This window comes from Leptolyngbya subtilissima AS-A7 (genome assembly GCF_039962255.1).
Lineage (GTDB): Bacteria > Cyanobacteriota > Cyanobacteriia > Phormidesmidales > Phormidesmidaceae > Nodosilinea.
Genome location: NZ_JAMPKY010000001.1, coordinates 644,845 through 670,100 on the forward strand (window position 1 = coordinate 644,845; position 25,256 = coordinate 670,100).

A 25,256-nucleotide genomic window follows, 5' to 3' on the forward strand; every position below is an offset into this window, starting at 1 on the left:
CTTCTGGCAAGGGGTAAGGGCTCAGCCGCTCAGCTAGGCTGCCGTTGCTCCGGTTACCTGGAGAATCGTGTGAATGAGCACTTCCGCCTCTACCGGCTTGGGCAAATGCTGCTGAAATCCGGTGGATAGGGCTTGGGCCTCGTCAGAAATGCGGGCGTGGGCGGTAATGGCGATCGCCGGAATCTGACCCTGGGGTGCAGGCAGCTGCGTTCTAATCTTCTGCATCAGGGTGTAGCCATCCATATCGGGCATGCTGATGTCGCACAGCAGCACCGCCGGCTGGGTTGTACTCAGCAGGTGAAAGCCCTCCTGCGCGGTGGCCGCCGCCGTGACAACCGCCCCCTGAGAAGCTAGCAGAAAGGTTAGATAATCGCGGGTGTCGGTGTCATCGTCAATGATCAAAATCGCCATATTCGCCAGGGCATGGGGACCAGCCTCGGCAAGCTTGTTTTCTGGCGGCGTGGGGGGCGTGGGGGCAAACGGGGAGGGCACCAGCGGCAGGGCCACGGTAAAGGTGGTGCCTTGATTTACCCCAGGGCTTTCAGCCCAGACATAGCCCTGGTGCTGCTCTACTAGGTAGTAAACAATCGCCAGCCCCAGACCCAACCCTCCCTGGGCGCGGGTGGTACTGCTGTCGGCCTGGCGAAACCGGTCAAAAATGTGGGGCAAAAAGTCGATGTCGATGCCCATGCCCGTATCGCTGATGCGCAGCTGAGCATAGCCTGGCGTATAGGCATCTGGGGGAGTTACTAGGGTCTTGGGCAGGTCGGTCACCATCGAGAGATGCACCTCTACACGCCCCTGATGGGGGGTAAATTTGATCGCGTTGGTGAGCAAATTCCAGACTACCTGCTGCAACCGCAGGGCATCTCCCACAATTTCTAGGCGGGCGGTGTCTTGAACGTTGTCAACTAAGGCAATCGCCTTGGCCTCTGCCGCTGGCCGCACTGTCTCTAACGCCGACTGGGCGATCGCCGCCAGATCTAGCGGCCGGCAGTGGAGCTGTAGCTTGCCCCGCACGATCTGGGACACGTCGAGAATGTCTTCAATGAGCTGTTTTTGAGCAATGGCGTTGCGCTCGATGGTGGCGATCGCGTACGCCGTCTTTTGCGGATCTAAATCGCGCGATCGCAGCAGGTGCGACCAGCCCAAAATCGAATTCAGCGGCGTCCGCAGCTCATGGGACAGGACCGCGATAAACTCATCCTTCATCCGGTTGGCCGTCTCCGCCTCTTGGCGGGCCGCCTGCTCGCGAATCACCTGGGCGTTGGCTGCCTCGGCCTGCTTGCGCTCGGTAATGTCTTCAACGGTGCCTACGTAACCGAGAAACTGCTTTTGCTCCGACACCAGGCGGGCCGAACGCACCGAAACCCAGCGAGAGCCATCATCCCTAGCCTGAACCCGAAACTCCTGGGAATATTCCTGCCCGTCGGCCATGAAAGCGTGCCAGGTCGATTGGGCGATCGCCGAGTCGTCGGGATGCACAGAGCCCAACCAGCTCTGCTCGGGGACGGCGTCGGCTGAGCCACAAATAGATTGATAGCGGGGATTGGTGTAGAGGCAGCGGCCCTCAGTATCAGTGACAAACACCCCCAGCGGCGAACAAGTGCTGAGCAGACGAAACCGCTCTTCACTCATCTGTAGCTCAGTGTTAATTGCCTCTAATTGAGAGGCCTGCTGCTGCAAGATTTCGGTCTTTTGTCGCAGGGCTTCAGTCTTTTTAAATAGCTCAATAAAAATGGTTACCTTTGACAGCAAAATATTGGGTGAAATTGGCTTGATTAAATAATCAACCGCTCCCAGGGCATAGCCCTTGAACATAAACTGTTCGTTGCTGCTAAAGGCGGTGAGAAAAATAATTGGTGTATCGCGCGATCGCTGGCGCTGGCGAATCAGTGTGGCCACCTCAAATCCATCCATCAGAGGCATTTGCACATCCAGCAAAATCACCGCAAAGTCGTCTTGCAGTAGACAGCGCAGCGCCTCTTCTCCCGAGGTTGATTTGACTAAATTGGCTCCCAAATCGCCCAAAATAGCTTCTAGGGCCACCAGGTTTTCGGGCTGATCATCGACGAGGAGAATGTTGACGGTTGCCTCGGTTTGCATCACCAATCTCCTGTCGCGGCGCAGAGGTGAATCAAGCGGGGCGCAATCTGCGAGAGCGGCAATATAGCATCGACGGCGATCGCCGCGATCGCGGCCCTCGGCAGTACCGGGCTCTCCGCCGTGTCTGGGTCTTGCACAATCGTGACCCCGCCCCGCGCCTTCAGGGTGGATAACCCTTTTACTCCATCCTGGTTGGCTCCGGTCAAAATCACACCAATCACACGTTCGTTATAGCTGTCAGCGGCAGACTCTAGCAGCACATCAATTGACGGACGCGCATAGGAAACCGGCTCATCAATAGACAGAGAAAAATATCCGTATTCTACCAGCAAATGATAGTCGGCAGGGGCGAGATAAACATGCCCCGCCTGGATGCGTTCCTTATCTTCAACTTCGTGCACTGGCAAAACCGTAAACTGTTGTAAAAAATTACCCAACCCTTGAGCAGACTCGCGGTGGCGATGCTGCACAACGGCCAGCGCCGCAGAAAAATTTTGGGGAAGGGCACCGAGCAGAGTTTTTAAGGCCGACAATCCGCCTAGGGAAGTGCCAATTACAATCAGTTCATAGGCCACTAATTGCGTCTCCTATACAGCTTTTCGGCTTTTGCCAAGTCATCGTAGGCAGTTTCATACTTAGTGAATCGAATAGTTTCCTGCTTGCCCAAACCAAGAATGCCAAACTTACATAGGCTGTTATAAAACAGCCCATGAACTTGGTTTTGCAGGGTTTGATTAAAGTAGATCAGCACATTGCGACAGATGATCACATTAAACTCATTAAACGAGCCATCGGTTACCAGATTGTGCTCGCCAAAAACCACCCGCTCCCGTAGGGCAGGTCGCAAAATAACGTTGTTGTATTTGGCCGTATAGTATTCCGAAAACGTGCGCAGGCCACCGGCTTTTAAATACAGCTGAGTGTAGTCCTGCATTTGCTTGGAGGGATAGATGCCCTGCCGAGCGATTTGCAAAACCCGGTCATTGGCATCGGTGGCGTAGATGCGGCAGCGGTGGTAAAGCCCTTCCTCCTGCAGCAGAATTGCCATCGAGTAGACCTCCTGCCCGGTAGAGCAGCCCGCGTGCCAAATGCGAAGAAAGGGATAGGTGCGCAGTAGCGGCACCACCTGCTGTCGGAAAGCCACGTAGAAACTTGGGTCCCGAAACATGGCCGTGGTGTTCACAGTTAGACCAAGCAGCAGCCGCTCGGCACAGGCGCGATCGGTCAGCACCTGTGCCCGCAACTCGGCTACGGTGGCGATTTCTTCAGTTTTGAGAAAGCTTTGAATGCGGCGCTTGAGGGAGGCAGAAGCATAGTTGCGAAAATCGTAGCCATACCGATGATACAGCCCTTCAATAAGCAAGTGAACGTCCAAATCGTCTGGTTTCAAAATCGTCGCCAGCACCCCATAGCCCGTTCAAACCACCTATTCAGAGCTGTTGTCAGAAGTATGCCATCTCAACCCAAATCGCTCTTTTAGGCTGGCCAAAGCTTGGCTTATTGTTACCCAGTTTTCCCTCTGAAACGTATGTCAAAGGGGAGATCTTGGCAGCGATCGCCACTACTGGTACAGCCACAGGCGCAGCAGCGTCAACAGCTGCTCGGTGTCAACGGGCTTGGTGATGTAGTCGGAGGCTCCGGCTTCGATGCACTTCTCGCGATCGCCCTGCATAGCCTTGGCGGTCAAGGCAATGATTGGCAGCGATCGAAACTGCTCCTGTTTACGGATCAGCCGGGTGGTTTCGTACCCGTCCAGCTCTGGCATCATCACATCCATCAGCACGAGGCCGACATCGGTATTGGCACGCAAGGTTTCGATGCCTTCGCGCCCGTTCTCGGCAAACACCACGGTCATATCGTACTGTTCTAGCAGGCTGGTGAGGGCAAAAATATTGCGCACGTCATCGTCAATGATCAGCACTTTTTTGCCCGCCAGGGCTGGGTCGCTGTGCTGCAATCGCTCCAGCATTTGCTGTTGCCCCGGCGGCAGATTGGCCTGTACCCGGTGCAGAAACAGGGCCGTTTCATCCAGCAGCCGCTCGGGCGATCGCACGTCTTTAACGATGATGGTTTCAGCCAGGCGGCGCAGCTGGGTTTCCTCTGCCTCAGTCAAGTCTTTGCCGGTATAAACAATAATCGGCAGCCTCACTAGGGCTGGGTCTTGCTTGATCTGCTCCAGCAGATCAAACCCGTTCATGTCGGGCAGGCCCAGGTCGAGCACGATGCAGTCGCAGGGCTGGGCGCGCAGGGTCTCTAGGGCGGCAGCACCGGTGTGCACGGCGGTGCTGGTGACATCGCCACCGCCAATCAGCTCAATAATGCTCTGGGCCTGCACCGGGTCATCTTCAATCACCAGCAGGTAGCGCACCCGGCGCTCTACAAACTGTTTGATGTCGATTAGAGTCTGGGTCAAAATTTCCGGCGCTACAGGCTTTTGAATATGGGCGATCGCCCCCATCTGAAATTCCTGCTGCTGCTCGTCGTTGATCGTCAGAATGTGGACCGGAATGTGGCGAGTGGTGGGGTTGTGCTTCAGCTGTTCAAGCACCGTCAGACCGTCCATATCGGGCAGGTGCAGATCGAGGGTAATAGCATTGGGCACAAACTGCTGGGCCAGCGCCAGGCCGGTCTGTCCCTGGAGCGCAATCAACACCTTAAATCCCTGCCCCCGCGCCATATCTAATAAAATGCGGGCAAAGTTAGGATCATCTTCAATTACCAGCAGCACTCGCTCGGCTGCGTTTTGCCTCCCTGGCAACAGTCGCGATCGATCGTCCTCCAAGTTGCCCGGTAGGGGCGGCAGTGCGTCCCCACTTGGGGCAGGGGCCACAACTGGGGCTAGCTCAGGGGTTGCAGAGCGGCGGTCTTGGGAAGCTAATTTTGTTCCCTCACGCTGGGCTCTGATCTGAAGCACTTCCCCATCGGTCGAGGGGGCAACGTAGCGGAGGGGTAGGTACAGGGTAAAGGTGCTGCCCTGGTCAGGCTCACTTTGCAACTCCAGGGTACCCCCGAGCAGCTGGGCTAGCTGTAGGCTGATCGATAGCCCCAACCCAGTACCGCCATAGCGGCGGCTGGTGGTGCCATCGGCCTGCTGAAACGCTCCAAAAACGGTGTACTGCTTTTGGGGTGCAATGCCAATGCCGGTATCGGTAACCGCAAAGGCCACCCGCTCCTCGGCTACCGGAAAGATATCCACCGTGACCCGGCCCTGCTCTGTGAACTTGATGGCATTAGAGATCAGGTTTTTGAGCACCTGCTGTAGCCGCCGAGGGTCGGTGGCCAGGGTAGTGGGCAAACCCTCATCCACGACAACCTCAAATCGCAGCCCCTTGCTGGCGGCGGTGGGCTGAAACGTGCGCTCTAGCTCAAACTGAATCGCCGTAAAGGCCAGCGATTCGATCACTACCTCCATGGTCCCCGACTCAATTTTGGCCATGTCGAGAATGTCGTTGATCAGCGAGAGCAAGTCTGCGCCGGCAGAGTGGATCGTGCGGCTATAGTCAACCTGCTTCTCGGTCAGGTTGCCGTCGCTGTTGTCGCTGAGCATCTTGGCCAAAATCAGCAGGCTGTTCAGGGGTGTCCGCAGCTCGTGGGACATGTTGGCCAAAAATTCTGATTTATAGCGCGACGACTGGGCCAGCTGGCCAGCCTGATCTTCTAGCTCCTGGCGGGCCAGCTCAATTTCTTGGTTTTTGCGCTCTACCTGCTGCTTCTGGGTTTCCAGCAGCTCTGCTTTCTCCTCCAGCTCCTCGTTGAGCTGCTGCAGCTCTTCGTTCGACTGCTGCAATTCTTCCTGCTGCTGCTGCATCTCCAGCTCTGACTCCTGCAGCGACTGGGTGCGCTCTTCGAGCAGCTGATTGCTCTGCAACAGCTCCTGCTGCTGCTGGCGCAGTTCTTCGGTCAGCACCTGCGATCGCTCTAGCAGTCTCTGGGTTTGCATGTAGGCGGCGATCGCGTTGATCATCACCCCGGTCAAGTCGCTGGCCTCATCCAAAAAGGCTAGCTGTAGGTTGTCAAAGCGGTGGAAAGACGCCAGTTCTAGCACCCCCTTCACCGCATTCTCAAACATCAGGGGCAGCACCACAATCGTTAGGGGCGGTGCCGAGCCTAGCCCAGAGCGAATCTGAATGTAGTCCTCGGGCACCTGAGTGAGCACAATGCGCCGCTTTTCTAAAGCGCACTGCCCCACCAACCCCTCCCCCAGGTCAAACGCGTTCGACAGGTGCTTGCGCTCCTGGTAGGCATAGCTGCTCAACAGCTTGAGCCGAGGTGGTTGGCTGGTAGAGTCCAACAGGTACAGCACCCCCTGCTGTGCGTCTACCAGGGGCGCCACATAGGTCAACATCAGCTCTGCTACGGTTTCGAGACTGCGCTGACCCTGCAACTGCTGAGACAAATCCGCCAGGTTAGACTTCAGCCAGCGCTGCTCTTCGTTCGCCCGAATCGTCTCCCGCAGGTTGGTCACCATTTGACTGAAGGTGCGGGTCAGAATGCCGGTCTCGTCTTGGGAGTTGCTGTCCGGTAGGGAGACGGACAAATCGCCGTCAGCCAGCCGTTCTGCGGTATTAGAGAGTCTGCGCAGGGGGTCAGAGATGTTGCGCGATAGCCACCATCCCACCAGCGACAGCACAACAAACGAGATTGGAATGCCAAAGGCGATCGTGTAGAGCGTCTGCTGCGAAGAGATCTGGGCCTGGCTGGCCCGCGCCTTAAGCATTTTCTCCTCTAGCTCAATCAGCTCCGCAATTTGGGCGCGGATCTGATCCATGAGCAGCTTGCCGCGATCGGTCAGAACATAGGCCTGTGCCGCCGCAAACCCCCCAGTGTTTCGCAGTTCAATACCCTCCGCTAGTCGGGCCAGCCTGGCATCAATTAACGGTTGAAGATTAGCTAGGCGACCCTGAAGGAGCGGGTCGTCGTCGGTGAGCAGCACCAGGGACTCGTACTGGTCGTCAATCTCCATCAGCGCACTATTGTAGGGTTCTAAATACTGAGGTTGGCCGGTAATCAGATAGCCTCGCTGGCCAGTTTCGGCGTTGATCAGCTCAGTTTTTAGCCCGTTGAGATAGCCCAAAATTTGGTATGACTGCTTTTCCCGCTCGGCACTACGAATTAGGCTGGTGGTAGTGCGGTAAGCAATGGCACCTAGCACAGCCAAGAGCGTTAGCCCCAGGGCAAACCCTGCCCCAATGCGTGTGCCAATTTTGAACCGATTTGCCATAGCGTGTCATCACCAAGCTAATGCACTACTGCGAGGAATTGCCGGAGGCGCTTTGCTGCTTGGGTCAAGGCCCAAGCAGTCCTAGGGTTCAATTCACCATCCACACTGTAATCTTTGCACCTCTTACCCTGGCATCCGCTCTTTAGGGACCGGTTTCCCTGAATCTGACGAGTAGCCCTCACCTCACCCGACTAGGCCATCAATAGTTAAAGGCTCCAGGGCTTTTAGAAAAGCCTGGAGCCTTGATTTAGGCGATCGCCTCCATCCCAGAGGTAAATCTAGAACTCTTAACCCAGCAGTGCCTTGGCCCGGCTGACTACGTTCTCGACCGTGAAGCCAAACTTCTCCATCACCAGGTCGCCAGGGGCAGAAGCCCCAAAGCGATCAACGCCAATCACGTCGCCTTCGGCACCCACGTAGCGGCACCAGCCCATGGTGATGCCCGCTTCTACTGCCAGGCGCTTGGTCACTGCCTTAGGCAGCACTGACTCCTGGTAGGCGGCATCTTGGATGTCAAACAGTTCCCAGGAAGGCATAGAAACTACGCGCACCTTGGTACCAGCGGCCCGCAGTTCCTGAGCGGCATTGACGCAGAGGCTAACTTCGCTGCCCGTGCCAATCAAAATTAGGTCGGGAGTGCCGTCACAGTCGTCGACGGTGTAGGCCCCTTTGGCCACGCCTTCGATCGAAGAGCCAGGCAGGTTAGGCAGGTTTTGACGGCTAAAGGCCATCAGCGTGGGGGTCTTGCGATGCTCCACGGCGATCTTGTAGGCCCCAGAGGTTTCGGTGCCGTCGGCAGGGCGAATCACGATCAGGTTGGGAATGGCCCGCAGGGAGGCAATGGTTTCTACCGGCTGGTGGGTGGGGCCGTCTTCGCCCAGACCGATGGAGTCGTGGGTCATAACGTAGATCACCCCGGCCTGGGAAAGGGCCGACAGGCGAATCGCCGCCCGCATGTAGTCGGCAAATACCAGGAAGGTAGCGCAGTAGGGAATCAGGCCCGAGTTGTGCAGGGCAATGCCGTTGCAGATTGCGCCCATGCCGTGCTCGCGTACGCCAAAGCGCAGGTTGCGGTTTTCGTAGGCTCCTTTCTGGAAGCTGCCGGAGATTTTTAGTTCGGTCAGGTTCGAGTGGGTGAGGTCAGCAGAGCCACCGATCAGCTCGGGGATGGCTGGAGCCAGGGCGTTAAGGGTAACTTCGGAGTTCTTCCGAGTGGCCAAAGCCTTGTCTTCGGGGGTGTAGGTGGGCAGAGCATCGGCCCAGCCGTCGGGCAGCTGGCCGGAGAGCATGCGCTCAAACTCGGCGGCCTCGGCGGCGTACTTGGTGCGGTAGGTAGCGAGGGTTTCTTCCCATTCGGCCTGCAGGCTAGCGCCGCGCTCAACCGCTTTGCGCATGTGGTTAAGGGCATCTTCGGGCACTTCGAAGTCGCCGTAGCTCCAGCCCAGGTTTTCACGGGTGAGCTTGATCTCGTCGCCGCCCAGGGCCGCACCGTGAACCCCAGCGGTGTTTTGCTTGTTGGGAGAACCGTAGCCGATGGTGGTGGTGACTTTGATCATCGAAGGGCGATCGCTAACGGATTTAGCTTCTTCGATCGCCTTAGCGATGGCGTCTAAATCGGTGTTGCCGTTCTCCACGTGCACCACGTGCCAGCCGTAGGCCTCAAAGCGCTTGCCCACGTCTTCGGTGAAGGAGATATCAGTGGAGCCGTCGATGGAGATGTGGTTGTCGTCATAGAGGGCGATCAGCTTGCCCAATCCCAGGTGACCCGCTAAGGAGCAAGCTTCGCCAGAAACCCCTTCCATGTTGCAGCCGTCGCCCAAGATCACATAGGTGTAGTGATCCACTAGGGTGGCATCGGGCTTATTGAACTTGGCAGCTAGGTGAGCCTCGGCCATCGCCAAACCCACGGCGTTGGCAATGCCCTGGCCCAGAGGACCGGTGGTGACTTCAATGCCGGGGGTTTCAAAGTTCTCGGGGTGGCCTGGGGTGCGAGCGCCCCACTGGCGGAACTGCTTAATGTCATCCAGCGTCACACTGTCAAAGCCGCTCAAGTAGAGCAGGGCATATTGCAGCATGCAGCCGTGACCCGCCGACAGCACAAAGCGATCGCGGTTAAACCACTGGGGGTTTTTGGGGTTGACCCGCAGAAACTTATCCCACAGCACATAGGCCATGGGCGCAGCTCCCATGGGCAGACCGGGGTGGCCAGATTTGGCCTTTTCTACCGCATCAATCGCTAAGAAGCGAATGGAATTAATACAGAGTTCTTCCAGGGATTGGGTTGCAACAGCCATAGGTTCAACAGCTTAACGACGGTTTTTTGAAGCAGCAGCACGCAGCACTAGGACTAGCCCAGGGGCTAACAAAGTTATCGGCTTAAATCGATCAAGACCCCACACACAGCCTTGCCTTTCAGCAGACCCCGCAACCAGACGATTGTCAATACCCTCTGGCTAGGCAAGGCACAAAGCTCAAGTGCCGAACGGCACAGATTTTAGGTCATTATACCTATCAATCGATTCAATCCGTAGCTCTAGCTACGGTATTTCTTAAACACTAGGGTAACGTTGTGGCCTCCAAAGCCAAAGGAGTTGGAAATCGCCACATCAATCGGCATGGGGCGACTCTGGTTGGGAATATAGTCGAGGTCGCAGTCGGGGTCGGGGTCGTGGAGGTTGATGGTGGGGGGGGCGATGTCGTTGGCGATCGCCAGACAGGTTGCCACCGCCTCAATCCCCCCGGAGCCTCCCAGCAGGTGCCCAGTCATCGACTTGGTCGAGCTCACCGCCACCTTATAGGCCACATCCCCCAAGGCGGTTTTGATCGCCTGGGTTTCGGTAGGGTCATTGGCCCCCGTACTGGTGCCGTGGGCATTGATATAGCTAATGTCACTTGGCGAAATGCCCGCGTCCTTCAGGGCTAGCTGAATACAGCGAGCTGCCCCTATCCCACCGGGCACTGGCGACGTCATGTGGTAGGCGTCACAGGTCATGCCGTAGCCGACGATTTCACCGTAGATCGTCGCTCCTCGGCTCAGGGCATGCTCTAGTTCTTCGAGAATGAGGATGCCGCAGCCTTCGCCGATCACAAAACCGTCGCGGGTTTTGTCAAAGGGGCGGCTGGCGGTAGTGGGGTCGTCATTGCGGGTGGAGAGGGCGCGGGCCGAGGCAAAGCCTGCCACCGACAGGGGCGTGACTGCTGCCTCGGTGCCACCACAGATCATCGCCTGGGCGTAGCCGTGCTGAATCAGCCGAAAGGCGTCGCCAATGGCGTTAGACCCAGCGGCGCAGGCGGTGACGGCACAGGTACTTGGCCCCTTGGCACCGGTATGGATGGCGGTTAACCCCGCCGCCATGTTGGCAATCATCATCGGAATCATGAAGGGGCTACAGCGGCTAGGGCCCCGATCGAGATAAATTTCCTGCTGGTCTTCTAAAACCTTGAGGCCACCGATGCCAGAACCAATACAGGTACCAATCTGTTCAGCATTGAGATCGGTAATGGTGAGCCCCGAGTGCTCAAGGGCGCGCTGACCAGCAATCACCGCAAACTGGGAGAAGCGATCCATGCGCCTGACTTCTTTCTTGTCGAGAAAGTCGCCAGGGTCGAACCCCTTAACCTCCGCCGCAATTTGCGACGCATGCTGGGAAGGGTCGAAGTGGGTAATGCGCGCCGTGCCGCTGCGCCCAGCTACTAGCCCAGCCCAGTACTCCTCCAGGTTGTTACCAATGGGGGTAATGGCATCCATGCCAGTCACCACAACGCGCTTTGAGTCAGAGTTTGCCATAGCCAAATTTCAGGTAAACCAGGTCGAGGTTAAGGGGGGCCGGGCCGGCCAACTGTAAAACCGATCGCATGGGGGGCACCCCTCGGCTCCCCCCATAGCTATCAGTACAGGCACTACCCTATTCCCAGGCTAACTACTGGGATTGGGAATGGCCTAGGCGGCTTTGTCTTCGATGAAATTGACGGCATCCTGCACGGTGGCAATGCCCTCTGCCGCTTCGTCAGGAATTTCGATGCCAAATTCTTCTTCCAGAGCCATCACCAGCTCTACGGTATCGAGAGAATCGGCGCCCAGGTCGTTGGCGAAGCTAGCTTCGGGCTTCACGTCAGCCTCTTCAACCCCTAGCTGCTCGCTGACAATCTTTTTGACCTTTTCAAAAGTCTCTGCGCTCATGATCTCCAACGCCTCGTTAAGTACGGAATTAATCGACAACAAAAAACCTTATCACCCTGCGACCCCATCGAGACGAATATCTGACGTCAAGCCCCAGCATAAGGTCGCTCAATTTTGGCCATCGTCCCTCGAGCAAAGTCGGAAGGGAAATGTTTCAGAATTTCTGACTTCGACAGTGCTTGGCCAGCTACAGTTACCAATTTTGAGCATCCCTCCATAATATCGGAAAAAGAACCCTACCAAAAATCTGTCGCCCGGTAGCCGAGTTCCTCTAGCATAGAGCGCAGCAGCGGCAGGCTGAGACCAATGACGTTGGTGTGGCAGCCCTCAATTTTTTCGATCAGCAGCCCCCCTTTGCCGTCAATGGAAAAGGCCCCAGCGCAGGCCAAGGGCTCTCCCGAATTGACGTAGGCCACAATTGTGGCATCGTCAACCTCAGAAAAGTAAACGCGGGTAGCGGCGCTGCGCACCAGAATTGAGCCACTGGGGGCAATTAGGGCGTGGCCCGTATGAATCTCGCAGGACTGGCCCCGCATCGCTTGCCACCGGGCGATCGCATCTTCTCGGTCTTTGGGCTTGCCATAGATTTTGCCCCGAAAGGCCATCACCGAGTCGCACCCTAGCACCAGGGCACTGGGAAACTGAGGCGCAACTGATTCAGCTTTGCAGCGAGCTAGCGTGGCCACATATTTAGGCGGGTCAGTGACAGCGACTTGATCTTCGTCAAAGTTGCTGGGGCAGACAAAGGGGTGAATGCCTGCCCCAACCAGCAGCAGGCGACGGCCCTTCGAGGCTGAAGCAAGAACAAACTGGGGGCGAGGGGAAGTAGGCATGGCTAACTGTGACGGCAATTGAAAGGAGTTATTCCAGGATAGAGACCCCCCAGGGCTTTTATGCTACAGAGCGTTTGCCGTTGAGATTTTCCCTACCCGCTAGACAAAGGGAGGAAACAAGAGCACAGCTTCTACAGCAGGGGCGTGGGAAAGGTTGGCGCACTGTGTATCGGCTGTGTCGGCCAGTTGAAGTATCCCCCTGTCAACCGTGCCCTTGCTGCCCGGTTGACAGAGGGAATAGGCCTAGGACACCTTAAACGAGGCCACCGACTGCTTCATCAGGTCGCGGACTTTATCCCAGCGGCCTTCGTCGGTAGAGGCGTTGAAGGTGTAGAGCTTGCCTCGGCGCACAATGGCGCTGGCTAGGTTGTGGCGCGGCCCGGCTGGCAGATCGGCCAGGTATTCCAGAATGTAGTAGGTCTTGTCATCGGCAGTGTCAATGCGCTGGGCACTGAGCAAATCGACGTTGCTATCATCCCCTGCTAGGGCGCTGAAGCTTTTAGAGAGTTTATAGCCCACTTCGGTGGGGGTGCCGAGCGCATCAAGGTCTTTGCCCTCGGGCACTTCGCTGATCACCACGCTGATGTTTTCGGTCTCGTGAATGATGTCATGAAAGACGATTTCGGCGGCACCGGGCACTTTGACCTCAACCCAGCCGGTAGGGTACATAAACTCGTAGCCCGAATATTGGTCGGCGTAGGCCTGAAGACCACCGCCGCCACCCACACAGCTCTGAAGGGTGACAGCAAAAACAATCAAAAGCACTGTGGTCAGCCGCTTCAGCATGGGTCAATATCCTCGGATCTTGATTATCAATAATAATTAATTGTCTCACACGGGCTGCTTAAGCCGGCTTCTGAAAAAACAGCAGGTGCTGCTCGGGTAGGCGGTCATCGGTCTTAACCCAGTTCAGGCCAACAGCGGCCATTTCGCGGCGCACCTGGGCAACGCTCATCTTGTGCAACCGCTTGATCATAACCATGGGGTTTTCGGCTTTGTACTCCGCCAGCACGACTCGTCCACCGGGCTTGAGGGCGGATACAACACCCTCCATGACCTCGCGAGGGCTGGCAAACTCGTGGTAAGCATCGACCATTAGCGCTAGGTCAATAGAGCCAGGCGGCAGATTCGGATTATCGGGCTGGCCCAACACTGGCTCTACATTCTCGATGCCCTTAGCCTCTAGCTCGGCCTGGAGCATGGCCAGCATTTCAGGCTGAATATCCACGGCCAGCACCTTTCCTTGGGGCACCAGGGGGGCAATGCGACGGGCGAAATAGCCAGTGCCTGCGCCCACATCGGCCACGATATCGGTGGGGGAAAGATCAAGGGCGGCGATCGCTGCCTGGGGTCGTTCTTGCAGTACTCGACTGGGGCGATCGAGCCAGCCAGCCCCCTGGTGGCCCATGGTCTGGGCAATTTCCCGGCCCAGGTAAACCCGGCCAATGCCGTCGGTACTGGGGGTCACCGTTTGATACTCGGTACTAGCCTGGAGCGTGGCCGTTCCGCAGGCGGTTAGCCCCCACAGCACAGCGACCAACACCAGGCAGCGCAGGGTGAATGCCATTTGGCTGAGAAGCTTGCGCCCGGTGGGCTGGGCTAGAGAAGGGCGACCTATCATAAAACAGCTACTGAACAACAAGACTTTCCCACTCGGACATCAACCATTAGTAACTAGGCTTCTACCGGAGCGGGAGCCGGTTCTAGCAGAGTAACCAACGCCAAATTCACTTGGTCTTCAGTGGGCTGGCTGAGTTCGGCGCGTATGTTAGGGCCAAAGAACGACTCAATTTTGGCTTTCTTCTCCACCCAGGTAGAAAAAGGCACCATGGATGAGTCAAACTCCAGCACCAGAGCATAGTTGCCGTCGACCTCGGTCTCATGCAGCCCGCTGAGTTCAGGACACTCCTGCCCTGAGGGGCTCAGCCCTAGCTTTTGTAGTGCGACATCGAGGTGGGCTTCCTGGCCGTAGCGGTAGCGGGTCACGTCGAGGCGCACCTGATTTTGAGTAGAGGTAGCCTGCTCTTCGCGCAGCTTTGTCACCTCCGGCGAGGTGGGCTGGGTATAGGGCACAGGCTCCAGCTCAGCGGCCCGCAGCGCTAACCCGCCCAGCAATACAGGAATGCCGTAGAAGAAACCGACCAGGTTGAGGGTGGAGTTGTCTTGAAAGTAGGCTACAAACCCGACGATGGTGAGCACCCCGCCCACCGCCAGCAGCACCAGACTCAGGTTAATTCGCCCCAACTTAATTCGCCCCAGCATACAACCCTCGGTGGAAAGATTACTTCTGACTATCATGCCGCCTTGTGGGTGAGAAAGGTAGGGAGGGGGCGGATAGTGGGCGGGTGGGCGAGTGGATGGGTGGATGTGTGGATAGGTGGATGAGTTGGGCACCTACCCGCCTACCCATCCACCCGCCTACCCATCCACCCATCCCCATCCCGCTACAAAGTTGTTTATGCTGTCGAAGGATAACCTAGGCCACAATCTTCAGGGGGACGTTATGGAACTGCAGATGATTCGCGATCGCATTGCCACCATTCGCTCTAAGCGAGAGGCGCTAATTCAGTTGCTGGAGCAGCCTGATCTCGGCACCCTGCGCATCGACGTTAACCAGGCGATCGAGGAAATGGACGATCTGCTAGAAGAATTTGACCGTACCTTTCCGGTGGGATGATAGGTTGAGATTTGGATTGCAATTCGCCCTATCCCGGTTTAGAGACTGAGTTTTGCCGGTAGGAAAGCTCAAGGGTCTGACATGGACTGGCGACTGTTCTTTCAACTACTCACCTAAACTTCCGTCAACTTGCTATGGCCACCAGCTACTCTGTCGAAATTCATCACCAGGGCACCACTCAAACCATTACCGTTCCGGAAGACCAAACTATTCTGGCGGCGGCCCACGCGGTGGGGCTAGACTTGCCGACCTCCTGTGGAGCGGGGGTGTGCACGACCTGCGCTGCTTTAGTGCTAGAGGGCGAGGTCGATCAGAGTGAAGGCATGGGGGTGAGCACCGAACTGCAGGCTGAAGGCTACGCGCTGCTGTGCGTCGCCTTCCCGCGCTCAGACATCAAGCTTGAGACTGAGAAAGAAGATATTGTCTACCAAAAACAATTTGGCCAGGGTTAGACCGTAGGGTGGGCAATGCCCACCATTAAGCTGGTTTCTGAAAGCAGTTATCCCCTCCTACTTGGGGTTCTTCTGTCTCCGCAATGCTTTAGCGCTGGGCACTGCCCACCATACACAAGGCAAAATCGCTCTTTTTTGGGTAAATGATGGCGTTAGCCACTCACTTTATTACTCTGAACATCAATCTGGGAGATGCTCAGGAGGACCTAGTGGGGATGATTGAAGCGGCCCTGGCTAAGCGGGGCGAACCCCTGCGCTGGGCGATTACTCAAGTAAACCCAGCTACTCAAACCGCTACGGTGGAAGCGGTAGTCACTACGCAAGCCTAGTCTGAGCTGCTATGAATGCCAATCCGAGTCGGCGTCCTTATACTGCGGTGCTGGTGGTGCCCACTGGCATTGGGGCAGCGGTGGGCGGCTATGCGGGGGATGCGCTGCCGGTGGCGCGGGCGATCGCCTCAGTAGTCGATACCTTAATCACCCACCCCAACGTGATGAACGGGGCGCAGCTCTACTGGCCGCTGCCCAACGCCTGCTACGTCGAGGGCTACGGGCTAGATCAGTTTGCTGCTGGGCGCTGGGGATTGCGCCCGGTGCATCGCAATCGCATTGGCCTGGTGCTGGATGCGGCGATTGAAGATGACCTGCGCTGGCGACATCTGCAAGCGGCGGATGCGGCTCGGGCCACCTTGGGCTTAGATTTGACCGATTACGTTGTTACCGATGCACCCTTGGGGGTGGAGCTGCGAAGGGCGGCATCGGGAGCAACCTGGGGCACAATTGGTCGGCCCGACAGTTTGCTGCGGGCGGCAGAGCGGGCGATCGCCGCTGGAGCCAATGCGATCGCCGTAGTAGCCCGCTTTCCTGAAGACACCGATGCTGAGACCCTGCAAGACTATCGCCAGGGCCACGGCGTAGACCCCTTGGCGGGAGCCGAGGCGGTGATTAGCCATCTGGTGGTGCGCACCCTGCAAGTGCCTTGCGCCCACGCCCCAGCCCTGAGCCCGCTGCCGCTAGATCCGTCGATTTCGCCAAAGTCTGCGGCCGAGGAACTGGGCTATACGTTTTTGCCCTGTGTGCTGGCGGGGCTGAGCCGAGCGCCACAGTTCGTGACCGGGCCAACCCTGGGACAGTCCGGCCCCACTCTCTGGGCTGACCAGGTTGACGCCATTGTGGTGCCTGCCAGCGCCTGCGGGGGCAGTGCCCTGCTGAGTCTAGGGCGGCGATCGCTGGCGATCGCCGTCGAAGCCAACTCCACCGCCCTCGATGTCAGCCCCGAAGCTCTCGGCATACCGGCGGTGCGGGTGTCGTCTTACCTAGAGGCGGTGGGGCTACTGGCGGCCCATCGGGCGGGCGTACATCCTCAAGCGCTGACCGCCCAGGTGCCGCAAATTCAGGCTTTGGGCTCTCTCCAAGCGGGTTCTTCCTTTGGGCAGATAGAAAACATCTCTCCAGTTTCTACAATTTCACCTGGAGGAGGTTGAGCGGGCCTAACATCCTACTGTCAATCTATTGTGGAAAAAAGGCTACCGATCGCCCATGGTATCAACCCCCTAGGGGCACGCCTTGGTGCCACCGCTAATGCGATTGAACCTCCGCTATCGTCGCAGGAGCATGTCATGACAAAGCGTACCGTCAACGTTCTGCTCGTCGAAGACGATGAAGTGGATGTAATGAACGTTCAGCGGGCCTTCAAGCGCAACCGCATCGAGAATCCTCTGTATGTCGCTAACAACGGGCTGGCAGCGCTCAACATGCTGCGCGGTAGCGACTCTAGTCCACCGTCAGTGCCAGAGCATCGCCGTCTGGTGCTGCTCGATATCAACATGCCCAAAATGAACGGGCTAGAGTTCCTGCAAGAACTGCGTCAGGATGAATCGCTGAAGTCTACGCCAGTCGTCGTACTGACCACCTCTGATGCCGACCAAGATCGGCTTGAGGCTTACCGATTGAACGTAGCCGGATATATCTTAAAGCCAGTCACCTTTGCTACCTTTGCAGATGTGGTGGCGGCTCTCAACCAGTACTGGGCGTTGTGTGAGATTCCATAACCAGACCTACTGGAATCCGCCATGGGTAGCAGAATCAGGTACTGAGCGGATGGGCAAAGTGCTAGAAATTTTGTTAGTGGATGACGATGCTGTCGATCGCATGGCCATCTGCCGCGCTCTAGCTCGTGCCGACTTACCAGTTGAAGTCACTGAGGTAACCAGTGCCGAGCAGGCGATCGCCAACCTCAAAAGCCGTACCTACGACTGCGTTTTTCTAGACTACCGCCTGCCCGAGCAAGACGGTCTGTCGCTGATCCGTCAGTGGCGGGCCGAGGGTGTAAGCATTCCGCTGGTGGTGCTGACTGGCCAGGGCGATGAGCAAATTGCCGTCGACCTGATGAAGGCTGGCGCTAGCGATTACCTCGTTAAGACCCGAGTGTCGCCCGATCGCCTAGCGCTGCTGCTGCGCAATGCCCTGCGCATGTACGAAGCGGAGCGGCGAGAGGCCAAAGTTATGGCCCAGCTTCAGCAAACCAACAAGCTGCTCACCCAGCAAAACGAAGAGTTAGAGCGCCAGCGTCGCTACATTGAAGACCAGAACCTCAAGCTGCTAGAGGCCTACCGGGTTAAGTCTGAGTTTTTGGCCACTATGTCCCACGAGCTGCGTACGCCGCTGAACGCGATCTTGGGGTTTTCGCAGATTCTCGATAGCCAGTCGAAGGGGCCTCTAACCTCCCATCAAGCCGAGATGATCAAGCGCATTTTCACCAACGGCAAGAACTTGCTCAACCTGGTGAACGACATTCTTGATCTCTCTAAGCTAGAGGCCCAGCGGCTGACGCTGAACCTGACCCAGGTGAATCTCCACAACCTGGTGCAGACGACGTTGTTAGACTTGCGATCGCTGGCTGACGGCAAAGCCCTCACCTTAAAAAGCACCCTCCAGCTCAATAACCCCATAGTGGTGAACGACGAACACCGGCTGCGCCAGGTGCTCACCAACCTGGTATCCAACGCCATCAAGTTTACCGATCGAGGCCAAGTGCACATCACCCTCACAGAGACAGCCTCTGATCAGATTTCTCTCACCGTGGCCGATACCGGCATTGGCATTGCCGAAGAGCAGTTGCCCCACATTTTTGAGGCGTTTCGCCAGGTTGACCAAACCATTCGTCGCCAGCGCCCCGGCACCGGGCTGGGATTGGCCATTGTCCAGTCGCTGGTTGGCATCATGGGCGGCACCATTGTCGTCAACAGCAAGCAGGGGCAGGGAACAACCTTTGTCGTCACGCTGCCTCGGCAAATTTCACTGCCGCCAGAAACCTTTAGCCTAGATACTGATCTAGCTGCTCAACCGCTGACCCTGAGCCTACACACGGAGTAAGATAGGGCCAGGTCTGCCAAAGAGGGGTTCAAAGCATGGACGAACACCCCAGCGGTTTGGGATCTAAAGCATCTATCCACCCTGAGTAAAGCCACCATCCATTTACGGTGGCAACGTGGGAAAATAAGGTTCGCATTTTTGGAAAATTGCCTGTGAAAGCTCTTGTGGTCGGCAGCGGTGGCCGTGAACATACCCTGGCCTGGTCGCTGCTGCGATCGCCCAAAATTACTGAGGTGGTCTGCGTGCCGGGCAACGGCGGCACCGCTACCCTACCCCACTGCCGCAACCTGGCCATGGCCGCCACTGACTTTGAGGGCATTGCTCGCTTTGCCCTGGTCAACAACCTAGAGCTGGTTGTGGTTGGCCCCGAACAGCCTCTGGCCGAGGGAATTACCGACTATCTGCAAGAGCAGGGACTCAAGGTATTTGGCCCCTGCCGAGCGGGGGCGCAGATTGAGGCCAGCAAGGCCTGGGCCAAGGCGCTGATGGTTGAGGCGGGCATTCCCACCGCCAAAGCCGAGGTTTTTGAAAAAGAAGCGGCCGCCCTGGCCTACCTAGAGCAGCAGGGTGCCCCGATCGTGGTGAAGGCTGACGGGCTAGCGGCGGGCAAGGGCGTCACTGTGGCCCACACCCTAGATGAGGCCACTCAAGCCGTCAAAGATGCGTTTAGCGGCAAGTTTGGGATCGCCGGCCACCAGGTGGTGATCGAAGAATTTATGACCGGCCAGGAGGCTTCGGTCTTGGCCATCACCGATGGGCATACCATTCGCCCCCTGGTGCCTGCCCAAGACCACAAGGCCATTGGCGAGGGCGACACCGGCCCCAACACGGGCGGCATGGGAGCCTATGCCCCTACTCCGGTGGTGACCCCTGCCATTATGGAGCGGGTGCAAAAGGAGGTGCTAGAGCCGGCGATCGCTACCCTGCGCCGTCGCGGCATCGACTATCGCGGCATTCTCTACGCGGGGCTGATGATTACGCCTGAGGGCGAGCCCAAAGTGGTGGAGTTTAACTGTCGCCTAGGCGATCCCGAGACCCAGGCCGTGCTGCCCCTGCTCGAAACTCCGCTGGAGCAGGTGATGCTCGCCTGCATTGAAGGGCGGCTCGACACCCTAGAGCTGAAATGGAAGCCGGAAGCCGCCGCCTGCGTGGTGGTGGCCGCCGAGGGTTACCCCGACAAATATCCAAAAGGCATGGAAATCGTCGGTTTTGAGGAAGCCGCCGCCACCGGAGCGCTGGTGTTTCACGCGGGCACTCGCCGCCGGGGCAACAGCATTATCGCCGATGGCGGACGAGTGCTGGGGGTGACGGGTCTGGGCGAAACCTTTGAGGCGGCGATCGCCAATGCCTACGAGGCGATCGACAAAATTTGCTTTGAGGGCATGTATTACCGCCGCGACATCGGCTACCGAGTCAAAAACTTGAACAGCTAGGGGCTAAGTTTTTTCCTCAGTCACCAGCGTCAGGCTTTCCCAGGTGCCTCGATCGTCGTAAGTGCGAATTAATCGCTGCCGCAGAGTTGGCGTAATTAGCCAGCCTGCTTCTAAAAACAGCGGCTGCCCCGACTGAATCTCGGTGGGGAAAGTAGCCGAAGCTCCCGCCGGTAAAAGTAGGACGGTCACTGGCTGGCTGCCCTGCTCAAACCGCACGGTCGAGCCCACTAGCTGGCCCTGGGACTGAATGGCGGGGCTGTTGCCAAAGGTGAGGGTTTGGGTAATAGCGCGATCGCCCCCCGGCTGAATTTCTAACCGAGTCGCCATCGATCGCTGGGGCTGCCAGTCAGGAAATACTGTGGTTGCCTCTCCTACCCAGGTGCCAATTAGCTGATCCACCGTGAGCGTGGGGCGCGGGGTGGGTTCGGTGCCGACCAAATGCTCTCGGATGAGTGTCAGGCTGCCGAGAGTGGGCTGCCGAGGAAACACCTGGGCTACGCGCAGGCGCTCGCTGCCGTGGATCAGGCCCAGCTCGGCCCCAAACTCGCTCACCGGGCTGCGCTGCATCGACCCCTGGGAAAAAGCACCGGTCTCGCAAAACAGCACTCCCCGCCCCAGGGAACTGTATTCCAACACCGTTTCGCTAGGGGGCTGGCCAGGGGGGCGCTTGCGAATCTCCTGGCGCATGGTGTTGCCCTCGTTCAGCGGGATCAGCGCCACCTCCGAGGGCGTATCCTGCAAAATTTCCCTCGTCGGCGACACTTGGGTAAACGAGCCCACCCAGGTGCCTTGGTTTTTGAGTAAACGCGCCCACTGAGTCGAAGCCGAGGTCATAGTGCGGTAAATAAACGGTAGCGTCAGGCTTGCATCAGGCTAACCAGGTGAGGCAACTCCGGCAAAATCAGCGCCTCCATAGCCAGGGTCACCGCTTTGCTAGACCCCGGTAGCGAGAAAACTAGAGTGGCTTGATAAACCCCAGCTACAGCGCGAGAGGCTATGGCGCGGGAGCCAATTTCCTGAAAGCTGAGATAGCGAAAGATTTCCCCAAACCCCGGCAGGGTTTTCTCTAGCAGGGCGGCGATCGCATCGTAGGTAGTGTCGCGAGGGGCAATTCCCGTTCCCCCGGTGAGAATGATGCAGTCAACCTGCGCGGCCAAGGTCTGGCACAGCGGGCGAATCTGCTGCGGCTCGTCGGGGACGATGCGATAGTCGCTCACCTGGTGGCCCGCCTCGGCCAGCAGGGTTTGCAGGAGTTGCCCGCTGCGATCGCTCTCGACGGTGCGGGTGTCGCTCACGGTGACTACCGCGCAGCGCACCGGTCTGCCTAATGCCGGGGGATGGGCCATGGTTGGGGTGGCACCTAGCTCTTGGTAAAGCCCAACCCGTTTTGCTCAGCGTAGCGGTTCATAAACCGCATAAAGCGATCCCACTCGGCTTCGCTTCTCATGATGTAGGTGGCCTCGATGCCGGCTGGTTCACCGTTAACAAACCGACCATTGACCTCGCGGCTGACCAACTCGCCCTCCTCGTCGACCAGGTACATACCGGTGATCTCCACCCCTTCCTGCTGGGAGAGCGCCTGGGGATGGTCAAAGTAGAAGGTGGCCGTACCGTCGGAGCCATCCTTGGCGCGGGTGAGCCGCACATCGGGAATCACTGGTTCTGCAACGCCACGGGCAAATTGAATCTCGGCCATGCCAAACGTCCTAATCTAAGATTGCCATTTATAAAAATTCATTCTCGCACGATACCGGAACTGGAGCTGACGCGGGGATCAACTCTGCCGCAGTCGCAGGATCAGGCTGCCCCACCCAGTAGCTTCAAGGAGTGCTGTCGGGGGGCTCAGCCATCGGATCGGCGGTCAGTACCGTGAACGATTCGGCCAGGGCCACGGCTTCCTCGGGGCTGACATCTTCGCAGGCCTGGAGCGACTCAAATAGGTCGCCAATGTAGGTCGCCCCCACCAGTCGGTAAGCGCCAGAAAGGCCTATCATCCAGTCGGTGAACAGGTTTGAGTCAGGGAACTCGGCTCGCAGATTGGCATCGGTATAGGGGCCATAGTGGAGGCCGTAGTCTTGGTCGTCAAACAGCGGCGGCTGAATAGGCAAGCGGCTTTCGGTGGCGGGGGAGTCGCCAATGCCCTGAGCGGCAAACTCGACGGCAAAGCACTGACTGCCTTGGCCAGGGGCCGCTCCTTCTGAGGCATTGCTTTGGTAGACCACCAGGTACCCAGGGCCGGAATCGCTTGAGTCAACCCGCATTTCCACGATCGCAAAGGATGGCGGCACCTGCCCTGGCACCACCACCTCAATCCCTAGACTGGTGAGCTGGCTGGTTTGGGTGGGCGACATCTGGGCCAAAAAAGCGCCTTCGGGGGGCGGCGGTGGTCCTTCGGCGACGGGGGTAGTGAGGGGGGCAGAGGTGGCGGTTGGAGGTTGGCGATCGCAGGCACTGACCAGCCCCATGACTAGCAGCAGCGCCGTTGCAACCTTTGTTTGGGTTGTCATGGTGGCTCTATCACCCGCTAAACAATGTCGCCGCTATCTTATCGCGTTGCCCGATCGCCCCAACCACCGAAAAACCGCTATCCCAGTTAAACCTATGGCATGATAATCCCCTGTTGACCTGGAGTCCTGCTCGTTGGCTAAGCTACCGCCCCTGCCTATTTCGGTAAAAGTGTTCTACGGCGTGGGGGAGTTAGCGGCATCGGTGCCCGCCAGCCTGTCAGCGTTTTTTGTGCTGTATTTTTTTACCACCGTGGCGGGGCTGAGCCCGGCTCTAGCAGGCTCGGTGCTGCTGTTTGGCCGCGCGTGGGATGCCATTGACGACCCGCTGATCGGTTGGCTGAGCGATCGCACCGTGTCGCCAGCCGGCCGGCGCTATCCCTGGATGCTGGGCGGGGTAATTCCCATGGCGATCTGTTCGGTGCTGCTGTGGATGGTGCCCCCTTTTGCGAGTCAGTGGGGGGTATTTGCCTATTACATTGTGCTGTCGCTCTTTGCCTTTGCTGCTTTTACCGCCGTGCAGTTGCCCTACACGGCCTTGGCCGCCGAACTGTCTGACGACTACGACGAACGCACCGACTTAATCGGTATGAAATCGGCCTTTAGTATTGGGGCCAGCATTTTAGCCTTGGTCATGGCCCAGGTGGTGTTTGCCCGGGTGGCCGACCCGGCTCGGCAGTTCTTCATTTTGGGATTACTCTCAGCCAGTTTGGCGGTGGTGATTATTGGCCTATGCGTAGCGGGCACCTACCGCCGCTATTGGCAGGTGCAGCAAAGTCGCCCGCCGCTAACAGGGGGCCACCACTCTCCAGCGCTGCTGACCCAGCTGCGCAGCGTGTTTAGTAACGCGGCCTTTCGAGAAGTGTTAGGTCTCTACCTCTGCGGCTGGATGAGCGTGCAGGTGACCGCCGCTATGCTGCCCTATTTTGTTGGTGCCTGGATGGGCTTGCCGGCGACTCACTTTGCCCAAATGGCCCTGGCGGTGCAGGGAACCGCGATCGCTATGCTCTGGGTGTGGGACTGGGTGGCTAAACGCACGGGCAAGCGCACGGTGTTTTTAACGGGGGCACCCCTGGCGGCGATCGCCCTTGCTGGTCTAGCTACGGTGCAGCCTGGCCAGGTGGTCTGGATGTATACCCTGGGTGTGATTGCGGGCATGGGGGTAGCTACCCTCTACATGGTGCCCTTTGCGATGCTACCCGACGTGATTGACCTCGATGAACTCAACACCGGCCTGCGCCGGGAAGGGCTGTACTTCAGCGCCTTGGTATTTCTGCAAAAGCTGGGGCTAGCCATGGCGCTGTTTATCTCTGGTCAGCTGTTGAGCTTGACCGGCTACGCGGCTAATACCGACACCCAGCCCGTCGCTGCTCTCAACGCCATCCGTTTGCTGATTGGTCCATTACCGGCGCTGCTACTGATAGTGGGGCTTTGGTTTTGCTACCGTTACCCGATCAATCGCGATCGCCATCAGCAAATTTTATTGGCCCTACAGCAGCAGCGCCAGCAGCGGTTTGACAACGAGGCCAACCCTGGCTCAGACCCCTCTGCCCCTGGGGCCTAACCGCATCGCTGGCCCTAAAGCCAAGAATTTTTCGTATGACGTCATCTTCCCTAAGGTAGATTGTTGGCCGCCGCTGCCAGAGTTCGTTTCTACCTATTGGGGGAGGGAGAGCCTTAGAGGCGCCGTTAAGGTATGTAAAGTGCTTTGGGCGCTGCTTGAAAGCGCTGCCCTCGCCCCCGATTTCGCACTTTTGTGCATGCAGTTTTGAGTGTAAGGATTGTTTTTGATGGCTATTTTGCGTTCCTCTCAGACAAAGCGGTGGATGGTTGGTTTGGCCAGCGTGGGTGCTGCGGCTCTGCTAGCTGCCTGTGGCGCTTCTGAGCCTACAGCTGAGACAGAGGTTGGGCAGGCCCCCACAACCACCGAAGAGCCCACTACTGCAACTGACCCCACAGCTGAAAGCACCACTGCCGAAGGCGACACCGTAGTGGATGTGGCCGCCAGTGACGAAGATTTCAGCATTCTCGCCGAAGCTATTGAAGCTGCTGACCTCACCGAGACGCTCAGTGCCTCTGGCCCTGTGACGGTGTTTGCCCCCACCAACGAAGCTTTTGAAGCTCTGCCCGAAGGTACCCTAGACAAGCTGCTGCTGCCCGAAAACCAGGACGTGCTGCGTCAGGTCTTGACCTACCACGTGCTGGAAGATGCAGTCCCCGCTGCTGAAGTCACCACGGGCGAAGTTCCTACCGCCGCTGGTACTCCGGTTTCCATTCAGGTGGATGACACCACCGGCGAAGTCATGGTCAACGAAGCCATGGTTGTTACCCCCGACATCCAGGCCAGCAACGGCGTTATCCACGCCATCGACCAGGTCATTCTGCCCCCCGGTCTGACTCTCTAGAGTCAATTTATTGGTCAGATGCTAGCGCGTAGTGTCTGACCCAACCTTGTCAACTCTCTGACTCCCTAAAC

Annotated in this window: 24 protein-coding genes; 9 read left to right on the forward strand and 15 right to left on the reverse strand. The window is 57.8% G+C overall.

Annotation, left to right across the window (positions count from 1 at the left end; translation table 11 throughout):
- Positions 1–33: 33 nt before the first annotated feature.
- The 11 genes from NC979_RS02935 to NC979_RS02985 form a co-directional block, all read right to left on the reverse strand.
- The gene (locus NC979_RS02935) at positions 34–2,106 is read right to left on the reverse strand and encodes a hybrid sensor histidine kinase/response regulator (RefSeq protein ID WP_190523573.1); all 2,073 of its coding nucleotides are present in this window, start codon (positions 2,104–2,106) and stop codon (positions 34–36) included.
- Positions 2,106–2,681 (reverse strand): chemotaxis protein CheB, encoded by a 576-nt coding sequence (locus tag NC979_RS02940; protein WP_190523575.1) that lies wholly within the window; start codon positions 2,679–2,681, stop codon positions 2,106–2,108. Before NC979_RS02940 ends, NC979_RS02935 begins: the two co-directional genes overlap by 1 nt.
- Positions 2,681–3,496, reverse strand: coding sequence for a CheR family methyltransferase (locus NC979_RS02945; protein WP_190523577.1), 816 nt, complete (start codon positions 3,494–3,496; stop codon positions 2,681–2,683). The genes NC979_RS02940 and NC979_RS02945 overlap by 1 nt, the downstream gene beginning before the upstream one ends.
- Before the next feature lie 171 nt (positions 3,497–3,667).
- A complete protein-coding gene (locus NC979_RS02950) occupies positions 3,668–7,327 on the reverse strand; it encodes a response regulator (protein WP_190523579.1) in 3,660 nt (1,219 codons plus the stop codon).
- A 287-nt stretch (positions 7,328–7,614) separates the two neighbouring features.
- Complete coding sequence (tkt, locus tag NC979_RS02955) at positions 7,615–9,621, reverse strand: transketolase (RefSeq protein ID WP_190523581.1); 2,007 nt, start codon at positions 9,619–9,621, stop codon at positions 7,615–7,617.
- 239 nt (positions 9,622–9,860) lie between these two features.
- A complete protein-coding gene (fabF, locus tag NC979_RS02960) occupies positions 9,861–11,114 on the reverse strand; it encodes a beta-ketoacyl-ACP synthase II (protein ID WP_190523583.1) in 1,254 nt (417 codons plus the stop codon).
- A gap of 153 nt (positions 11,115–11,267) precedes the next feature.
- The gene (gene acpP / locus NC979_RS02965) at positions 11,268–11,507 is read right to left on the reverse strand and encodes an acyl carrier protein (RefSeq protein ID WP_073608383.1); all 240 of its coding nucleotides are present in this window, start codon (positions 11,505–11,507) and stop codon (positions 11,268–11,270) included.
- A gap of 236 nt (positions 11,508–11,743) precedes the next feature.
- On the reverse strand, positions 11,744–12,340 hold the full coding sequence (locus NC979_RS02970) for a Maf family protein (RefSeq protein WP_190523585.1): 597 nt from the start codon (positions 12,338–12,340) through the stop codon (positions 11,744–11,746).
- Positions 12,341–12,583: 243 nt separating this feature from the next.
- The gene (psbP, locus tag NC979_RS02975) at positions 12,584–13,126 is read right to left on the reverse strand and encodes a photosystem II reaction center PsbP (protein WP_190523587.1); all 543 of its coding nucleotides are present in this window, start codon (positions 13,124–13,126) and stop codon (positions 12,584–12,586) included.
- 58 nt (positions 13,127–13,184) lie between these two features.
- Positions 13,185–13,961 carry a class I SAM-dependent methyltransferase gene (locus NC979_RS02980; RefSeq protein WP_199309011.1) on the reverse strand — a complete coding sequence of 259 codons (777 nt, stop codon included), beginning with the start codon at positions 13,959–13,961 and terminating at the stop codon, positions 13,185–13,187.
- Positions 13,962–14,014: 53 nt separating this feature from the next.
- Positions 14,015–14,602, reverse strand: coding sequence for a DUF2854 domain-containing protein (locus tag NC979_RS02985; RefSeq protein ID WP_190523589.1), 588 nt, complete (start codon positions 14,600–14,602; stop codon positions 14,015–14,017).
- A gap of 115 nt (positions 14,603–14,717) precedes the next feature.
- Here NC979_RS02985 and NC979_RS02990 point away from each other — a divergent pair, with 115 nt between their 5' ends.
- The 7 genes from NC979_RS02990 (at position 14,718) to purD (ending at position 20,276) form a co-directional block, all read left to right on the forward strand.
- Complete coding sequence (locus NC979_RS02990) at positions 14,718–15,017, forward strand: hypothetical protein (RefSeq protein WP_190524573.1); 300 nt, start codon at positions 14,718–14,720, stop codon at positions 15,015–15,017.
- A 134-nt stretch (positions 15,018–15,151) separates the two neighbouring features.
- Positions 15,152–15,469 carry a 2Fe-2S iron-sulfur cluster-binding protein gene (locus tag NC979_RS02995; protein ID WP_073608387.1) on the forward strand — a complete coding sequence of 106 codons (318 nt, stop codon included), beginning with the start codon at positions 15,152–15,154 and terminating at the stop codon, positions 15,467–15,469.
- A gap of 146 nt (positions 15,470–15,615) precedes the next feature.
- On the forward strand, positions 15,616–15,798 hold the full coding sequence (locus NC979_RS03000) for a DUF8621 family protein (protein WP_190523591.1): 183 nt from the start codon (positions 15,616–15,618) through the stop codon (positions 15,796–15,798).
- An 11-nt stretch (positions 15,799–15,809) separates the two neighbouring features.
- A complete protein-coding gene (locus NC979_RS03005) occupies positions 15,810–16,952 on the forward strand; it encodes a DUF3326 domain-containing protein (RefSeq protein WP_190523593.1) in 1,143 nt (380 codons plus the stop codon).
- 135 nt (positions 16,953–17,087) lie between these two features.
- Positions 17,088–17,519, forward strand: coding sequence for a response regulator (locus NC979_RS03010; RefSeq protein ID WP_190523595.1), 432 nt, complete (start codon positions 17,088–17,090; stop codon positions 17,517–17,519).
- Between the two features lie 49 nt (positions 17,520–17,568).
- Positions 17,569–18,843, forward strand: a complete 1,275-nt coding sequence (locus NC979_RS03015) for a hybrid sensor histidine kinase/response regulator (protein WP_190523598.1) — start codon at positions 17,569–17,571, stop codon at positions 18,841–18,843.
- A gap of 152 nt (positions 18,844–18,995) precedes the next feature.
- Positions 18,996–20,276, forward strand: coding sequence for a phosphoribosylamine--glycine ligase (gene purD, locus NC979_RS03020; protein ID WP_190523600.1), 1,281 nt, complete (start codon positions 18,996–18,998; stop codon positions 20,274–20,276).
- 3 nt (positions 20,277–20,279) lie between these two features.
- Here purD and NC979_RS03025 read toward each other — a convergent pair whose 3' ends face one another.
- From NC979_RS03025 to NC979_RS03040, 4 genes are all read right to left on the reverse strand, one after another.
- Positions 20,280–21,110 (reverse strand): DUF3598 family protein, encoded by an 831-nt coding sequence (locus NC979_RS03025; protein WP_190523602.1) that lies wholly within the window; start codon positions 21,108–21,110, stop codon positions 20,280–20,282.
- A 23-nt stretch (positions 21,111–21,133) separates the two neighbouring features.
- Complete coding sequence (locus tag NC979_RS03030; protein ID WP_190523604.1) at positions 21,134–21,622, reverse strand: MogA/MoaB family molybdenum cofactor biosynthesis protein; 489 nt, start codon at positions 21,620–21,622, stop codon at positions 21,134–21,136.
- A gap of 14 nt (positions 21,623–21,636) precedes the next feature.
- Positions 21,637–21,972: a photosystem II reaction center protein Psb28 gene (psb28, locus tag NC979_RS03035; protein ID WP_190523606.1), complete on the reverse strand. Its 336-nt coding sequence runs from the start codon at positions 21,970–21,972 to the stop codon at positions 21,637–21,639.
- 124 nt (positions 21,973–22,096) lie between these two features.
- The gene (locus NC979_RS03040) at positions 22,097–22,783 is read right to left on the reverse strand and encodes a hypothetical protein (RefSeq protein WP_190523608.1); all 687 of its coding nucleotides are present in this window, start codon (positions 22,781–22,783) and stop codon (positions 22,097–22,099) included.
- 133 nt (positions 22,784–22,916) lie between these two features.
- Here NC979_RS03040 and NC979_RS03045 point away from each other — a divergent pair, with 133 nt between their 5' ends.
- Entirely contained in the window at positions 22,917–24,344 is a 1,428-nt protein-coding gene (locus NC979_RS03045) for an MFS transporter (protein WP_190523610.1), read from the forward strand.
- A gap of 226 nt (positions 24,345–24,570) precedes the next feature.
- Complete coding sequence (locus NC979_RS03050; RefSeq protein ID WP_190523612.1) at positions 24,571–25,185, forward strand: fasciclin domain-containing protein; 615 nt, start codon at positions 24,571–24,573, stop codon at positions 25,183–25,185.
- Positions 25,186–25,256 lie beyond the last annotated feature (71 nt).

Coding starts and splice junctions, on each gene's coding strand:
- psb28 (WP_190523606.1), bottom strand. CDS start 21,972: ATGGCCGAGATTCAATTTGCCCGTGGCGTTGCAGAACCAGTGATTCCC.
- acpP (WP_073608383.1), bottom strand. CDS start 11,507: ATGAGCGCAGAGACTTTTGAAAAGGTCAAAAAGATTGTCAGCGAGCAG.
- NC979_RS03030 (WP_190523604.1), bottom strand. CDS start 21,622: ATGGCCCATCCCCCGGCATTAGGCAGACCGGTGCGCTGCGCGGTAGTC.
- NC979_RS02985 (WP_190523589.1), bottom strand. CDS start 14,602: ATGCTGGGGCGAATTAAGTTGGGGCGAATTAACCTGAGTCTGGTGCTG.
- NC979_RS03040 (WP_190523608.1), bottom strand. CDS start 22,783: ATGACAACCCAAACAAAGGTTGCAACGGCGCTGCTGCTAGTCATGGGG.
- NC979_RS02995 (WP_073608387.1), top strand. CDS start 15,152: ATGGCCACCAGCTACTCTGTCGAAATTCATCACCAGGGCACCACTCAA.
- NC979_RS03015 (WP_190523598.1), top strand. CDS start 17,569: ATGGGCAAAGTGCTAGAAATTTTGTTAGTGGATGACGATGCTGTCGAT.
- NC979_RS03010 (WP_190523595.1), top strand. CDS start 17,088: ATGACAAAGCGTACCGTCAACGTTCTGCTCGTCGAAGACGATGAAGTG.
- NC979_RS03005 (WP_190523593.1), top strand. CDS start 15,810: ATGAATGCCAATCCGAGTCGGCGTCCTTATACTGCGGTGCTGGTGGTG.
- NC979_RS02950 (WP_190523579.1), bottom strand. CDS start 7,327: ATGGCAAATCGGTTCAAAATTGGCACACGCATTGGGGCAGGGTTTGCC.
- psbP (WP_190523587.1), bottom strand. CDS start 13,126: ATGCTGAAGCGGCTGACCACAGTGCTTTTGATTGTTTTTGCTGTCACC.
- fabF (WP_190523583.1), bottom strand. CDS start 11,114: ATGGCAAACTCTGACTCAAAGCGCGTTGTGGTGACTGGCATGGATGCC.
- NC979_RS02935 (WP_190523573.1), bottom strand. CDS start 2,106: ATGCAAACCGAGGCAACCGTCAACATTCTCCTCGTCGATGATCAGCCC.
- NC979_RS02970 (WP_190523585.1), bottom strand. CDS start 12,340: ATGCCTACTTCCCCTCGCCCCCAGTTTGTTCTTGCTTCAGCCTCGAAG.
- NC979_RS03025 (WP_190523602.1), bottom strand. CDS start 21,110: ATGACCTCGGCTTCGACTCAGTGGGCGCGTTTACTCAAAAACCAAGGC.
- NC979_RS03000 (WP_190523591.1), top strand. CDS start 15,616: ATGGCGTTAGCCACTCACTTTATTACTCTGAACATCAATCTGGGAGAT.
- NC979_RS03050 (WP_190523612.1), top strand. CDS start 24,571: ATGGCTATTTTGCGTTCCTCTCAGACAAAGCGGTGGATGGTTGGTTTG.
- tkt (WP_190523581.1), bottom strand. CDS start 9,621: ATGGCTGTTGCAACCCAATCCCTGGAAGAACTCTGTATTAATTCCATT.
- NC979_RS02980 (WP_199309011.1), bottom strand. CDS start 13,961: ATGATAGGTCGCCCTTCTCTAGCCCAGCCCACCGGGCGCAAGCTTCTC.